The sequence below is a fragment of the Xanthomonas hortorum genome (genome assembly GCF_040279205.1).
GTDB classification, from domain to species: domain Bacteria; phylum Pseudomonadota; class Gammaproteobacteria; order Xanthomonadales; family Xanthomonadaceae; genus Xanthomonas; species Xanthomonas hortorum_F.
On the sequence record NZ_JBEOLS010000085.1, the window covers coordinates 1 to 13,826 of the forward strand.

11 protein-coding genes are annotated in these 13,826 nt (G+C 60.4%); 4 read left to right on the plus strand and 7 right to left on the minus strand.

Going from position 1 to position 13,826, the window contains the following annotated elements:
- Positions 1-300 precede the first annotated feature (300 nt).
- The gene (locus tag ABS769_RS21095) at positions 301-1,761 is read right to left on the minus strand and encodes a glycoside hydrolase family 30 protein (RefSeq protein WP_430544192.1); all 1,461 of its coding nucleotides are present in this window, start codon (positions 1,759-1,761) and stop codon (positions 301-303) included.
- Here ABS769_RS21095 and ABS769_RS21100 point away from each other — a divergent pair.
- Positions 1,752-2,033: a hypothetical protein gene (locus ABS769_RS21100; RefSeq protein WP_350498277.1), complete on the plus strand. Its 282-nt coding sequence runs from the start codon at positions 1,752-1,754 to the stop codon at positions 2,031-2,033. The two genes, ABS769_RS21095 and ABS769_RS21100, sit on opposite strands and share 10 nt — an antisense overlap.
- A gap of 310 nt (positions 2,034-2,343) precedes the next feature.
- Here ABS769_RS21100 and ABS769_RS21105 read toward each other — a convergent pair whose 3' ends face one another.
- Both ABS769_RS21105 and ABS769_RS21110 read right to left on the minus strand, forming a co-directional pair.
- On the minus strand, positions 2,344-3,219 hold the full coding sequence (locus ABS769_RS21105) for an NAD(P)H-hydrate dehydratase (RefSeq protein ID WP_317063125.1): 876 nt from the start codon (positions 3,217-3,219) through the stop codon (positions 2,344-2,346).
- A complete protein-coding gene (locus ABS769_RS21110; protein ID WP_317063126.1) occupies positions 3,219-3,998 on the minus strand; it encodes a histidine phosphatase family protein in 780 nt (259 codons plus the stop codon). The genes ABS769_RS21105 and ABS769_RS21110 overlap by 1 nt, the downstream gene beginning before the upstream one ends.
- A 171-nt stretch (positions 3,999-4,169) precedes the next feature.
- Between ABS769_RS21110 and ABS769_RS21115 the strand changes: the two genes are divergently transcribed.
- The 3 genes from ABS769_RS21115 to ABS769_RS21125 all read left to right on the plus strand — a co-directional run bounded on the left by ABS769_RS21115 (position 4,170) and on the right by ABS769_RS21125 (position 7,328).
- Entirely contained in the window at positions 4,170-4,799 is a 630-nt protein-coding gene (locus ABS769_RS21115; RefSeq protein ID WP_046963128.1) for a TetR/AcrR family transcriptional regulator, read from the plus strand.
- Positions 4,800-4,925: 126 nt separating this feature from the next.
- Entirely contained in the window at positions 4,926-6,383 is a 1,458-nt protein-coding gene (locus tag ABS769_RS21120) for an XVIPCD domain-containing protein (RefSeq protein ID WP_317063127.1), read from the plus strand.
- 3 nt (positions 6,384-6,386) lie between these two features.
- Positions 6,387-7,328: a hypothetical protein gene (locus tag ABS769_RS21125; RefSeq protein ID WP_317063128.1), complete on the plus strand. Its 942-nt coding sequence runs from the start codon at positions 6,387-6,389 to the stop codon at positions 7,326-7,328.
- 99 nt (positions 7,329-7,427) lie between these two features.
- Here the strand turns inward: ABS769_RS21125 and ABS769_RS21130 are convergent, their stop codons facing one another.
- The 4 genes from ABS769_RS21130 to ABS769_RS21145 form a co-directional block, all read right to left on the minus strand.
- Positions 7,428-7,643: a hypothetical protein gene (locus ABS769_RS21130; RefSeq protein WP_317063129.1), complete on the minus strand. Its 216-nt coding sequence runs from the start codon at positions 7,641-7,643 to the stop codon at positions 7,428-7,430.
- A gap of 50 nt (positions 7,644-7,693) precedes the next feature.
- Positions 7,694-7,990 carry an XAC0095 family protein gene (locus ABS769_RS21135; protein ID WP_317063130.1) on the minus strand — a complete coding sequence of 99 codons (297 nt, stop codon included), beginning with the start codon at positions 7,988-7,990 and terminating at the stop codon, positions 7,694-7,696.
- 327 nt (positions 7,991-8,317) lie between these two features.
- Positions 8,318-9,319: a restriction endonuclease gene (locus tag ABS769_RS21140; protein ID WP_350498278.1), complete on the minus strand. Its 1,002-nt coding sequence runs from the start codon at positions 9,317-9,319 to the stop codon at positions 8,318-8,320.
- Between the two features lie 2 nt (positions 9,320-9,321).
- Positions 9,322-13,725 carry a DEAD/DEAH box helicase gene (locus ABS769_RS21145; protein ID WP_317063132.1) on the minus strand — a complete coding sequence of 1,468 codons (4,404 nt, stop codon included), beginning with the start codon at positions 13,723-13,725 and terminating at the stop codon, positions 9,322-9,324.
- Positions 13,726-13,826: the final 101 nt, after the last annotated feature.

The following is a 13,826-nucleotide window of genomic DNA, read 5'->3' on the forward strand; positions in this document are numbered from 1 at the left end:
CCCCCCCCCCCCCCCCCCCCCCCCCCCCCCCCCCCCCCCCCCCCCCCCCCCCCCCCCCCCCCCCCCCCCCCCCCCCCCCCCCCCCCCCCCCCCCCCCACGACCTGTCTAGTGGCGTTCTGTTGTTAGCGGCTACATCAATTGGTGATGTGTCCAGAAGGCGGATGTGCAACGTGGATCGACCGATGAATCACCGCCGGCTTCCACGACACGAAAGCTCCCCTTCTCCCACCGGGAGAAGGTGCCCGAAGGGCGGATGAGGGTACGCAATCTCCCACCAACACTGCGACCACCATCCACGCTTACTGCGTCATCACCACCGTCTGGATCGCATGCGCAGGGATCTCCAACGCGCGCGACGCCTCGCCCACATACAGGTTGTAGCGGATCGCCACATCGCTGGCATTCATCACCACCGTCGCCAGTGAGCCATCGCGGTTCGCAAATGCAGTGGTCATCAGATTGCTACGGCTACTGGCCGCACTCACCCGCCGCGCACCCGGCCGGATGAATTTGGAAAAATGGCCGATATACCAATAGCTCGGCGTGTAAGTCACCTCACCCGTGCGCGTGTCGGCATGCACAGGTGCAAAGCAGTAATTGTCCACATGGTTGGGGCCGCCGTTCTGGTCGAGCAGGATGTTCCAGTCCGTCCACCCCACCGCCCCATGATTGAGGTCGTTGATGATGGCGGTGCCATAGCGCTCGCCATTGGGCCAGTACTGCAACTTGGCGGGGTCGAACTTTTCCACTGCCGCTTCGGTCAGCAACAGATGCTTGTCCGGGTACGCCTGCGCCACCGCCGCCACGTTCTCCACCATCGGCGCGAACCCGGCCCAGGTCTCGTACCAGTGGAAGCCCATGCCCCACGCATACTTGGCCGCTTCCGGGTCATCGAAGATCACGTGCGCGCGGTGCACCATCATGTCGCGGTTGTGGTCCCATACGATGATCTTGCGATCGCCGTAGCCGGCCTTGGCCATGCTGGGCCCGAGATGGTTCTTGAGGAAATCGCGCTCTTCTTCCGCAGAAAACTGCATCGACTCCCAGCTCTGCACTGCCATCGGCTCGTTCTGCACGCTGATGCCCCAGATCGGGATGCCGGCTTTTTCGTAGGCCGCAATGAAGCGTGTGTAGTACATGGCCCAGGCCTGCGCATACGCGGGCAACAGCTTGCCGCCCTTGAGCATGGTGTTGCTGTCTTTCATGAAGGCTGGCGCACTCCAGGGGCTGGCAAATGTCGTCAACTTGCCGCCGGCCGCCGCGATGGCCTGGCGCAACATCGGGATGCGATAGCGCTGATCGTGCTTGACCGAAAAGCTCTTCAACGCCGCATCGCCTTCCTTGATGTACGTGTAGCTGGCGCTGCTGAAATCGGAGCTATGGATGGTGGTGCGCACCAGCGTGTAGCCGATGCCTTTCTGCGGATCGTAGTACGCAGTGAGCAGTTCGCGCTGCGCACGCTTGGGCAGCCTGGCGAAGGTCTCCGCGCTGGAATCGGTGATCGCCCCGCCAATGCCCAGCACTTCCTGAAAGCGGTGCTGCGGATTGACGAAGATGCTGTTCTCTTTCTCCGTCAACGCATGCCCGGTCTTGAGTGCCTCGACAGTGCTGACCCGCATCTGCTGCGTTGCGCCTTGGGCAGAGGTGTAAACGCGTAGCGTGCCGGCGGGTGCTGCTGGCTGAGTAGCAGCATCCGCAACTGCGGCATCCACCACTTTCGATGCAGGTGTAGAGACAGATGATGCCGTCGATGTCGGCATCGGAATCGGCGTTACTGCGGTTGTTGTTGCGGTTGTTGCGGTTGTTGCGGTTGTTGCGGTTGTTGCGGTTGTTGCGGTTGTTGCTGTTGTTGCTGTTGTTGCGGTTGTTGCGGTTGTTGCTGTTGTTGCGGTTGTTGCTGTTGTTGCTGTTGTTGCTGTTAGTGCAGATGCAGATGCCAACACCATTTCAGTCGCAGCGCCCCAAACCCCCAAAACCCCCACCATCGACCACGCAATCGTTCGCTTCACCGTGCACCCTCCCAGGTTGGTGAGCAAGCCTAACCGACCAACGCGCCGCAACATCGCACGAAAAACGAGCGCAACCATGCATCCTTCTACCACCGGACGCTCCCTTCTCCCCTCGGGAGAAGGTGGCCCGAAGGGCCGGATGAGGGTACGTCTGCACGGACTGGTGGCCAGCCCGTAAACCAACACAGCAACAGAGATGCCGATCAGGACAACACGTCCCCAACACCCGTAGTCACCACCGCCCACGCGTTGCTCCCAGACACGCGCGCCAGTGGCACGCAAGCCAGGCCCTCTCGCTCAACAGGACAACAACTCAAATCGTCCGCGAGCCGACTATCGCGCAGCCCGCGCCAACCGATCCAAAATCCCCGGCACTTCCAGCCCAAGCTCACGCGCCAGAAACCCCACCGTCCCAATCCGTTTCGACAGCAGCTTCCCCGCCGCCGCATGCACAAACACACCCCATAACGCAGCCGTCAACGCATCGCAGCCACGCGCGGCAAACCCGGCGATCAATCCCGCCAGCACATCGCCCGATCCGGAGGTTCCCAACCCGGACGCACCACCGCGATGCACCCACAGCGCCCCCTCAGGCCCGGCGATAAAGCTGTCCGCGCCTTTGACAATCACCACGCTGCGCAGTTTCTTCGCATAGGTCAGCGCGTACTCGCCCGGCGCCGCTTCTATCGCTGCCTTGTCGTCTCCAGCCAATGCCGCCATCTCGCCCGCATGCGGCGTCAATACGAATGGCCGCCCAACCGGCGCACGCAAGCCACGCGACAACGCTCCCGCATCCAGCACCAACGTGCAAACCGCTTTTTCAGCCGCGCGTTTTACCAAGGCAGCGGTGGTCGCCGACGACGCCATCCCCGGCCCGATCACCGCCGCATCGCAGGCTTCCAATGCCGCATCCAGTGCACGATGCCCACGCGTAATTTCGCCCTGCCCGTTCTGCGCCAATCCCAGCACCAGGGCCTCCGGCACCGCCAACGCCATGCCGGGCGCCACGCTCGCAGCGGTGGCGATCTGCAACTTGCCCGCGCCTGCGCGCAGTGCCGCCTCGCCGGCCAGCAGCGCCGCGCCCGGCACACGCATCGACCCACCCACGATCAACACCCGCCCACGCTGCTCCTTGTCGCCACCGGGCGATGGCAGCGGCAGCGCACGTAATGCGGCAGCGCTGAGCGTGCGGACGCGTGCGGTGGCCATCAGCGTGCTCCGGTCGGGCGGTCGGATTCGGTGGTCACCGGCTCATCGGCAAGCTCGGGCGAGACGAAGTTGGTCCGCACCAGTTGCAATGCCTGCCCGTCGCGGCCGGCCACGTATTCGGTGACACCGCAGTTGGGCACCTCGCCTTCGCGGTCGATGCCCAGAATCGTGGCCTCGTCCATGCGTTCGGCCAGATAACGGAAACAATTGACGATCACCTGGTGCCCCACGATCAACACGCGCGCGCCCACATGATTTCGCTGCAGATCGCCAACCACCGCGCGCAGCCGGAAGATCACATCGCACCAACTCTCGCCACCGGGCGGGCGGAAGTAGAACTTGCCCACCAACTTGCGTTGCTCGGCCAGCTCCGGAAACGTCGCGAGGATGCCGGCCGTGGTGTAACGGTCGAGCACGCCGAACTCCTTCTCGCGCAGGCGCTCGTCGATGCTGAGCATATCGTCGCCGTGGCCCAGCGCGCGCACCACCGCTGTGGCGGTCTGGCGCGCACGCACATAGGGCGAACACAGCACCACCGTGGGCCGCTCGCGCTGCGGCAGACCCGACATCCACGTGCCCAACGCATGCGCCTGCCGCTCGCCCAATGCCGACAGCGGCACATCCGCATCGCGATGTTCCAGATCGATCAATGCATGGCCGTGCGCCTCTGCCACATCGCGCGCCACGTTGCCCGAACTCTGCCCATGCCGCACCACCCACAACCGCTCGGGCCACTGGGTGGACACGCCAGCCACCGCACTTTTCTCACTCACATCCATCTCCTGCACAAATCAGCCCCACGTGTCGCACAGCGCCCGTGAAAACGTGGTCGATCACCCATTGCCTGCGGGCGTTTCAGTACCGCGCGCAACACAGCACACCAACAAGCAGGCACAACGGGGCGATAACGCCGCGCCTGTATACTGCAGCCCCCCGCCACCCTGCTGCCCATGTCCAACGTCCTGTTGCTGCGCACGGCAAAAGAGCGCGAAGAGCTGCTGCTGGAAGAGGTGCTGGACGCCACCGAACAGTGCATCGACGTCATCGGCCTGAGTGCCACCAGCTTCGAGCTGATCGCCGAGCGCGCCAAGGTCAGCTGCGGCAGCCTGCTGCAACGTTTCGAAGACAAGGACGCGCTGGTGCGCGCCTTGCTGGAGCGCAACTACATGCGCGCCATCCGCCAGATGTGGCTGGTGGAACGCCCGGCCAACGTACACGTGGTGGATTTCATCGCCGGCCTGCTCGAAGAATGGCTGCTGCAGGAAATCAACATCAAGCGCACCCGCATCGACCTGGAACTGCACCTGGCCACCCTGCGCGACCCGGTGCTGGCCGCCTTCATGCGCCGGCAGAGCGCCTCGCTGATCGAACACCTCAGCGCCCTGCTCAAGCGCCTGCTGCGCGGCCACGCCGACCCGGCCAGCAGCGAACAGGAATTCCAGGCCCGCGTCTTCGCCGTGGCCGCCATGTGCGGCGGCCTGCACAACGTGATGACCAGCGGCATGGAACTCAACCGCATGCATTTGCAGTTGATCTTGCGCGAGAGTTTGTCGGGGATTTTGAAGTCTGCGCCGGTGTAGTCGGCGCACAAGCGTTATATCCATCATGGAAGACGCACCCGGCAAGTTGAGCCGTCGAATATTTAGTGTTAAATCACTATCCAGCTCTACAGCCTCCTGATTCCCCATCAACTCAAGGAAAGAGATATGCCGGAACTTGATATCAACGCATCTGCAGACGAGGTAACCCGCCTCCTCAACCAAGGTCAGACGCGCGAAGCAGTCACACGACTGGAAACCCTGCGCCAAAACCAGCCAGCAGTAGTGCAAGAAGCGCTAGACAGGAGAGTCGCTTCGCGTGCAAGCGAACAACTCGCTGCGCTTCAACAGCCTGGTGGGCTTACCGCAGCAGATATTGGCGAGGTGGGCACAACAATCGCTCGACTGGATGCCGCGCGCCAGGCCCCACGTTTTCCAGATGCTGACGAAACTGCCAACCTGTCCCAGGCTCAGCAGTATGACGTGTACGCCAGCATGGTCGAGACACGCGGTAACACCGATGCGCATACAGCACTCGCCTCGCGCGATCGCGTCATTCTTGGCTTGCGCAACGAAAATCAGACAACACAAGGAGTGAACGCGACGACAGGTGACACAACCGCTCGCGGCACCGGTGTTTATGACGACAGAATCGTGGTGCTCTGGAAGAATGCCGACGGCAGCCGCCATGCGCGCGAGTTCAATGATGTGACCACCGAACCGACTGCACAATACGATGGTCATGCCAAGACAACTCCACGTAGCCCTGGATTCGAGCACGTTGTCACTCGACCTAAAACCGAAGGCGAAGACGTCAATGACGACCACGTTCGCGACTTGGGTCGCTTGGCAGAAGGAACAACGCAAATGGGGAGGACAACGCACCCGCGCCACAATCACCCTGACGAATTTGCACTACGGCCCACAGCGGCAGCTGTCGCTGGTGGACAGCGCCGCGTGGAGCGCGATAGCAATGGCGACGGCTGGTTCGATGCCAGGGACACGCAAGGCGTCCAGGACCTCAACAACACCTTCAAGATTCATCGTGGCAGCAGCAGCAATACCGACTCGGCCGGCTGCCAGACTATCGGCGGCAATGAATACGATGCCTTTGTAACCACGGTCCGGGGCACCCCGGGGCAGAACAGCTGGCAATACGTCCTGACCTCGGTCGCACCAGCTACGACTTTGCAACGCGATCAAGGTCAGAACGTTGCGCAACTCCCAGCCTCCACTCCTGACCCACGCGCACCGGGACACCCTGACCACGCGTTGCAACAGCAGATCAGCGACCGCTTGACCGCCATGGGCGGTCGATACGCCGAGAATGCAGACAGCTACAGTCTGGCCCTGTTACACGAGGCGAAGGCCAATGGCATGACGCGCGTAGATCAAGTGGTAGCAAGCAACGCCACTGGCGCCCAAGCTGAAGGCGCCCGTATCTTCCTCGTTCAAGGACAGAGCGGCGATCCCGCAGCGCTACGCATCCCTGTTGAAACAGCAACAGTCGCAGCCGCATCGGTTGACACCAGCTTGCAACGGCTCCAGCAACAAAGTCAGGAATTGAGCGCTACACAGGCGCAGCAACAGCAACAGCCGCAAGGTCCAACCATCGGAGGCCCGTAACAGATGCAAACTGTCTTTCGCTCTATGATCTGGCCGGCCTTGCTGATGTCCGCACTCAGTGCATGCGCTCAGCAAGCGCCTGCGACTCCGTCTGATGCAGCTACACCACAAAAGAGCGCTGTTGCCGAATCCAGCTCAGAAGACAAGCGCAATGACGATGCGGCCCCATCGCTACCCGGCACGGCAAGTCTCAACAACCGCACGGCAGCAACAGGCAACTACCGGCCGATTCCGCCGGAGGTGATCGACGCGCTGCTATCGCTCCCCACAGCAGGGCTGCAATTACCGCAATCGCTACTCAAGCAATTACTTGGCAAAAGCACCAGCTACGTCGTCGACATACCCCGCCTACCCTCCCGACCAGATATCCGAATCACCAGCACCAGCCAGCCCGGCACGCCCTACTACATCTGGGCACGCAGCTTTCAGGGCGATTCTGCCGGCGTGGTGGGATACCTGGTCAACATCAGCGTCAGCTGTAAAGTGCCAGTCGACGCACTGACCGACGAAGCCGCCAGTGCGTTGCGTCAACGCTGTGCCAAAGCGGGCACCCAACGCCTGAGTAGCGGCTTGCGGGCCTACCGCATCATCAACGGGCAGGCAGAAGACGTCACCACAACGATCCAGCGCCCCGAAGACGCTTTGGGGGCCGACCTCTATAACCGCTATCAAACCCAGGGCGGAGGTCAGTTGTTCCTGGACGATTCCCGGCTTGATCAGGTGCCTGTGGCCCGTTGGGTGATGGAGTTCGATCCTGAGCAGCCATTGCAGCCTGACGCGAACCGCGCCTTCGATAACGGCAGATTGGTTCACGCCGGCTTTCTGGTCTGGGAAGGCGACAATTTCAAAAGCCGCGACACCGTTCCAGCGCGCTTGTGGCCCTGCCCCGAAGAGCGGCCCGCCGAGTGCCCGGCCGACGACCGCTTCGTGACCCAGGATAAGTAAATCCCAGCAGGGCGTCTCGACAGCATGCACCCAAGCGAACCGTTGCCGCGCACCTGCAAGGCGCAGCAAGTCAGCAGTGCCCAACCACACTGGCCATTATCAAAGGCGCTGAAGCGCCAACTGGTCCAGGATGGTGCGCATGGCGCCGGCCGCATCGAAGATGGCGCTGCCCAGCGCGGGCAAGGTGCAGCGGTCCAGCCGATCGGCGTTGCCGGCAGCGATCACATCGCCATGGGCGGCGATGGTCAGCAACAACTGATCCAGCGCATCTACCTGCTCCACGGTGATGCCGAAGACAAACGCATCACGTTGCATGTCGGTTCTTGCTCGCCTGCATGTGCGGGGCGACGTCATCACGGGCCGGCTCATACAACCTCCCCGGCGTCAGCACGATCACTGTCAGAGGCCTCTGACTCCAACCGCGCGGGCCACTGCACTTGTTCCAGTGCCTGCGTTGCCTGCTCAGCCAGCAGCTGCAAGCAAAACGCCAACTCGTCCATGTGGATGGCAGGCTGCCGCAATTGCTCCTCGGCCTGCGTGCGTGGCTGTGCCAAACGCGCCAAAAAGCGCATGTGGTCGCGTAGTTGCTGCAGGCGGTACTGCGCGCCTTCTGGCAGGTAGTAGCCCGGGGGTGACTGCACATCTCGTACAACGTCCGACATGGCCTGCTCCTCATTCCATGGAATCAGCCCGCCCGCCGCAAGGCGACGGACGGGAAGTCGGGAGGCTCGAAACCGCAGACAGCCGGCGGGCGTATTTCCCTTGCGGGTGTTGTATTAGCCGCCCTCCCGACGCAGGCATCACGTCGGTTGCGCCTGCAAAACATCAGGCACAAAAACCCCACCGGTTTGTCGGAGGTGGGTACCGCTGTCTGCGGAGTTTCGAGGCTCCGTTTAGTGAGGATGCTACGACTTCTTGACGACGTCAACCTGCACTTTCAGCCCACCTTCTAAAGACAAGGAGCTAGTGCATCTTTAGGACTTCGGAAGTTAGTCTGAATCCAGCACTTGTGGCACATAGATACGTCGCAGTGGTAGAAGGCCCTTATGACGCGAATCGAATTGCTCATAATAGTTAAAAATCAATTCCACCAGCTCGTCACCGTCAATGAGCCTTAGGTTGGACTTACTCTGCTCAAATGTGCGGGATGCAGGGCTAAACGTGCCAAGCGTGACGAACAGGCCGTACTCACCATTGGAAAGCTTGCCGTAAAGAGCAGAGACATCCTTATCGGTTGCGGTCCCGGGGCTGCTGTTGACTTGCACCTTGATAATGGGAGGCTCGATGCCAAGGTGATCCTTGTGAGCGATTACGTCCACGCTGGGCTCGTTCTTGCGCGTCTGGCGGGCGTGGTAGCCCATGCATTGCAGCAGGTGCGCGACGAAGCCTTCCAGCGGTAATCCTTTCAAATCTTGTGCCAATCGCTTGAGAACGAAGTCACGCGTAGTGTCTTCGATATCCTCCGCTACGGCAGAAACTGTTGAATCCTGATCCACCGCGATGACAACGGGTATTTTCCCTTCCACCACGGCGCGGTACTCATCCGCATAGTTCTTGATCTGGAACAAGCTGAGCGCCGAGCCAATCTCGTACAGAGCGCCCTGTGTGAAGTCCAAGCGCGGGACATGCTTGAGCCACTTTACTTTACGGCGGTGCGGGTAGCTCTTCTCGCCACTGGACTCGTAGCGATACTCGCTCTCGATCCGCCCGATATGGATGTGCTTGTCCTGCTTGGAGGGATAGGCGACCAGGTCGCCAATCTTCATTTCATGCAGGAAGCGGTACGGCACGCCGGCCACAGTCGCGATGCCACCCTTCTTGGCATCGGGGTACGCCTGCACGTAGCGCTGCTTGAAGGCTTCACGCTCGGCGGCCAATTTGGACAGGTCCCCCATGGCAGCCCAGCCAATGGCGATGCAGTTTTGCTTGAGGAACAGCGTGTCGGCGTCGCCGGTACGGCCCGCGTGGATACCCCATACGGTGTCGTCCATGTTCAGTTCTCCAGAACGTCGAGGGCCGGCAGGGCGTTGACGATCTTCAGGGTTTCCAAGCTGACGGTGACAACGCGCTGGAAGAGTTCCAGCGGGTGCCTAGGGTTGCCCATGGTTTCGATGGCCCAGTCGTTGGCATCGTTGACGATGTCGCTGGCCTTGTCCACGCGAACGGCCTGGCGTTCCATCACCCAATCAAGGGCGGCCTTGCCGTTAACCACGTAGTCCCAAGCCGCCTCAGGGATGCCGGTCATGGTGATCTTTGTGTTGTAGATGACGGTGCTGCGGTCGTTGACGGACTTGCCGGTCTCCGAGTCTTTCTTCTTGGCGAACTTCATCTTATCGACGCGGTAGTCGGCGTCGGTCAGCAGGCCCTTGGCTTGGATGGTCAGCGGGTACTTCTCGACGGTTTCGTAGTTGAGGTGCAGGTCCGCCAGGGCGCGACCCGCCTTGCTGAAATGCCAGAAATCCTCAGCCGTGCGGACGCGCGGAATGCGGGGCAGCTCCTTGCTCAGGTTGTCGGCGTAGCGTTCGCGGTAATCGGTGGAATGCAGGATGCCGTAGACGTAGTAGAACAGGTCTTCCTTGCTGATCGATTCGTCGGGATAGACGCTGGTGAAATGGGCGAGGCCGGCATCAGTGATGGCATCGCGGCGGCGCGGGCCGTGACCGGACTCACTGGCGAACAGGCCGCCATCGGATTGCTGGGCAGCTTCGTCGTAGAGGTAGAGCGGGAAGCATTGCGAATCACCATTGCAATGCAAGTCAGGCAACGCATTCGAGATAATCGCCATACTTCCGTTACCAGAGAACTTAGCATTGAACTGAATGACGACATTCTCTGCCGCCGCGTCCGGGAAGATGCGCGGCATTTGTAGCACCATCTCGTTGAAATTTCGGTTGAAGTAAAGCCACTGTTTAGTAAAGGGTCGATACATGCTGGGGACAAGGCATTCGGCTTCAAAGGCGTAGGTACGGCCCTTGCCAACTTCCTGCTTCAGCGCCCGCGTCCAACTGATGCGAGCCGGATTGGCATCAATGAAACCATCCACTCGTTCCTGCCGTGTCTTGGTGTCCAACCCGGGATGCGCGGAATCAAAACGCGCCACCTCGGCGTTATAGAAGCCGATCATGCCGGTCATGTTGGCGATCAGTTTGGTCTTGCTTTGGCTGTAGGCCCAAGCGTCGCGATTGGTGACAACCCCTAGCGAAAAATTGTCGAACACTTTGGCTGCATCGCCCTTCTTGTCGCCCAGCACGATGAAGCGATTGAAGCTGTCGTCGCGCTGCTTAAGCCAATCTCCGTGTTCGTCCGGGATGATGGCTTTCCAGCCCTCCACAGTAATGCCAGCCACGCTAACGTAGTCGGCAATCTTTTCCAATTTCTCCTCGCGACTCAGGTAGTCGCCGATATCGTGGAAATGAATCCGGCCGTGTTGTGTAGCATTCGGATTCTTTACCAGAAGCGAGATAGCAATCGGCGCGCGGCTGCCGCTCCCGAAAACCTTGCCGCCTTCCTTGCGGGAAGTTTCACCGCTCGTACGCTGATTGCCACGCAGGTGGAACAGGTAGATGTCCGAGAACTCCTCGGCCAGGCACTGGCGCAGGCCGTCCGCGGTATTAGCTTCGACGAAGCCTGCATTGGTGACAAAGCCGATGACACCGGCGTTGCCAATCCGGTCACTGGCCCAGCGAATCGAGCGGATGTAGCTGTCGTACAGTCCTTTGGACAGTGCGGCATCGGAGCGTGCCACATAGGTTTCTTCGATTCGTCGGTCCAGCGTAGGATAACTGACGTTCTGATTGTTATCGTTCTGGCTACCTTGCCCGATTAAATACGGCGGGTTCCCCACAATTACGCGGATATCCAGCTTCTTCTGGCGCCTACGCCGCTTGCTGTTGTCCACCAGCAACGCATCCACCAAATCGTCCTTCTCATACATCTGGAACGTATCCGTCAGCAGAATGCCTTCGAACGGCACATAGTCTCCACCCGCCAGGCCGTGATAAGTGGCCTCGATATTGATGGCTGCAATGTAGTACGCCAGCAATACCAGTTCGTTGGCATGAATCTCATGCTTGTACTTGTGCGCCAGCTCCTCCGGCTTGATCAATCCTGACTGCAACAACCGCGTGATGAACGTACCCGTTCCCGTGAACGGGTCCAGGATATGCACCCCCTTACTTCCCAGCGTCTGCCCGAACTCCTGCTGCAACAAGTGGTTGACGCTGTGCAGGATGAAATCCACCAACTGCACCGGCGTATACACGATACCCAACCGCTCCGTCATTTTCGGGAACGCATTGCGAAAGAACTTATCGTACAACTCCACGATGATCTTCTGCTTCCCCATAGCATTGTCGATACCCTCCGCCCGCATCTTCACGCTGGCGTAGAACTCTTGTAGCGTGGCCGACTCCTTCTGCAAGTTCTCCGCTTCCAGCACATCCAACACCTGCTGCATGGCCTGCGACATCGGGTTATGGCTGGCGAAGCTGTAGTCCGCAAACAACGCCTCGAATACCGGCTTGGTGATCAGGTGCTGCGCCAGCATCTCGATGATCTCGCCGTCGCTGACCTTGTCGTTCAGGTCGTCGCGCAGCTCCCCCGCGAATGCTTCGAATGCCGCCCGCGCCTTCGGCTGCCCCTCATCCTCCAACACCGCCTTGATGCGGTCGATGTGCGTCTGCGCGATTCGAGCGATATCGTCCGCCCATTGCTCCCAGTGACGGCGGTTGCCGCACTTGTCCACCACTTTCGCGTACAGGGCTCGCTCGATTTCGCCCACCTCAAACTCAAACTCGCCTTGTACTTCGACTGGATAGTCTGCGGGTGTCTCACCAATGCTGAACTTGCTCTTGGCCTTCTCCGCCTTGCTGACCAGCTTGGCAGTCTTGCGCTGCACATTGTCCGCAATGGCGATGACTTCCATCTTGCTGCGGTCCGGCCCCACCAGGTCCAGCTTATTGACCATCGCATCGAAACGGTCGTCGTGCGAGCGCAACGCCTGCAGTACCTGCCAGACCACCTTGTAGGTCTGGTTGTCGTTGAGCGCCTCATGTGGCTCCACCCCGGCCGGGATGACAACCGGCAACACCACGTAGCCGCGCTTCTTCAGGTCATTGCCATCCTTGTCCTTTACTGTTCGCATCACGCGACCAACCGACTGCACCACATCCACCTGCGAATTGCGTGGCGTCAGGAACAGCACGGCATCCAGCGCCGGCACATCCACTCCCTCTGACAGACAGCGCACGTTGCTCAATACACGACATGTCTCCGGCGGCGTGGGAGCCTTCAGCCAATCCAGCTTGTCTTCCTTCTCGCTGGCGTTCATGCCGCCATCTACATGCTTCGCCTCGCAGGTCAGGCGGGCGCCCTCCTCGATGTCCTCCGCGTCTTGGTACGCCTCCACGACCTGCTGGAACATCCCAGCGATTTCCTTGGAACTGACCTTGTGGGTCTTGCCGCCCTTGCCGGGCTCGATCACCTGGCAGAACGCCACAGCCCGCTTCATTGGTTCGGGCTTGTCGTTGCCATCCTCATAAATGCCCAGCTTAGCCAGTGCCTTCCAGCAGCCGACGATCTTCGCCGCGTCGTCCACTCGCAAGCTGTTGTTATCGTCCTTCAGCAGTCCCTGCAGCTTGCGGTTGATGTGACTCTCTTCCACCGCCAGCACGATGACTTTGTAATCCACCAGCAAACCACGCTTGACCGCCTCCGAGAAGCTGATCAGGTACAACTGCTTGCCGTACCAGGCCTCGTTGTCCATTGAGTAGAGTGCAACATTGTCGCGTTCGGCCACTGCCTTTGCAGTGTCGGCATAGATACGCGGCGTCGCCGTCATGTATATCCGCTTGGCGGCGCGAGCATAGGCTGCGTCATGGATTCGCACGAACGCGCTTTCGTCATCTCCGTCGAACGTTGCACCCGTCGTGCGGTGTGCTTCGTCGCAAACAATCAGGTCGAAGTCGGCCAGGCCTTGCTGTTGGGCGTCGTGAATGACCTCAATAGAGTGGTATGTACTGAACACCACCGTCATGTGCTCGTTGTCGTGGCGAGCGGCTACGCCCAGTGCGAGACTTCTTGCATTCGTGGTGGCTGGATAGCGCAACTCGTGGGTGAAAGTCTGGACGGCATCGTCCTCCTTGCGGCCCTTCTTCTTGCCCACATCGCTGTCCGAGCACACAGCGAAACTGTGCAACGGCACATCGCTCTCCTGGGTCCACTCTGTCAGCGTCTGCGACAGCAGCGACAGGCTAGGCACCAGGAATAGCACCCGCTTGCCCGTGCCCGCCATGGCCTCGGCAATCTTGAGGCTGGTGAAGGTTTTGCCAGTGCCGCAAGCCATGATCAGCTTACCTCGGTCGGCCTCTTTAGGAAGATCTGAACAACCAGTCAGTATCTTCGAAGTTCAAGCAGCCTTGTCGAGATGAGGCGTGTAGTTGGCTTGAAGTGCGTAAGGCATGCGTTTTCTGGCGGCATCTCCTGCCGCCAGGCAGCATT

Bases quoted from the DNA above. Each gene is read 5' to 3' on its own strand.
- ABS769_RS21100 (WP_350498277.1), top strand. From the start codon at position 1,752: ATGTCGGCATCGGAATCGGCGTTACTGCGGTTGTTGTTGCGGTTGTTG.
- ABS769_RS21095 (WP_430544192.1), bottom strand. From the start codon at position 1,761: ATGCCGACATCGACGGCATCATCTGTCTCTACACCTGCATCGAAAGTG.
- ABS769_RS21105 (WP_317063125.1), bottom strand. From the start codon at position 3,219: ATGGCCACCGCACGCGTCCGCACGCTCAGCGCTGCCGCATTACGTGCG.
- ABS769_RS21110 (WP_317063126.1), bottom strand. From the start codon at position 3,998: ATGGATGTGAGTGAGAAAAGTGCGGTGGCTGGCGTGTCCACCCAGTGG.
- ABS769_RS21115 (WP_046963128.1), top strand. From the start codon at position 4,170: ATGTCCAACGTCCTGTTGCTGCGCACGGCAAAAGAGCGCGAAGAGCTG.
- ABS769_RS21120 (WP_317063127.1), top strand. From the start codon at position 4,926: ATGCCGGAACTTGATATCAACGCATCTGCAGACGAGGTAACCCGCCTC.
- ABS769_RS21125 (WP_317063128.1), top strand. From the start codon at position 6,387: ATGCAAACTGTCTTTCGCTCTATGATCTGGCCGGCCTTGCTGATGTCC.
- ABS769_RS21130 (WP_317063129.1), bottom strand. From the start codon at position 7,643: ATGCAACGTGATGCGTTTGTCTTCGGCATCACCGTGGAGCAGGTAGAT.
- ABS769_RS21135 (WP_317063130.1), bottom strand. From the start codon at position 7,990: ATGTCGGACGTTGTACGAGATGTGCAGTCACCCCCGGGCTACTACCTG.
- ABS769_RS21140 (WP_350498278.1), bottom strand. From the start codon at position 9,319: ATGGACGACACCGTATGGGGTATCCACGCGGGCCGTACCGGCGACGCC.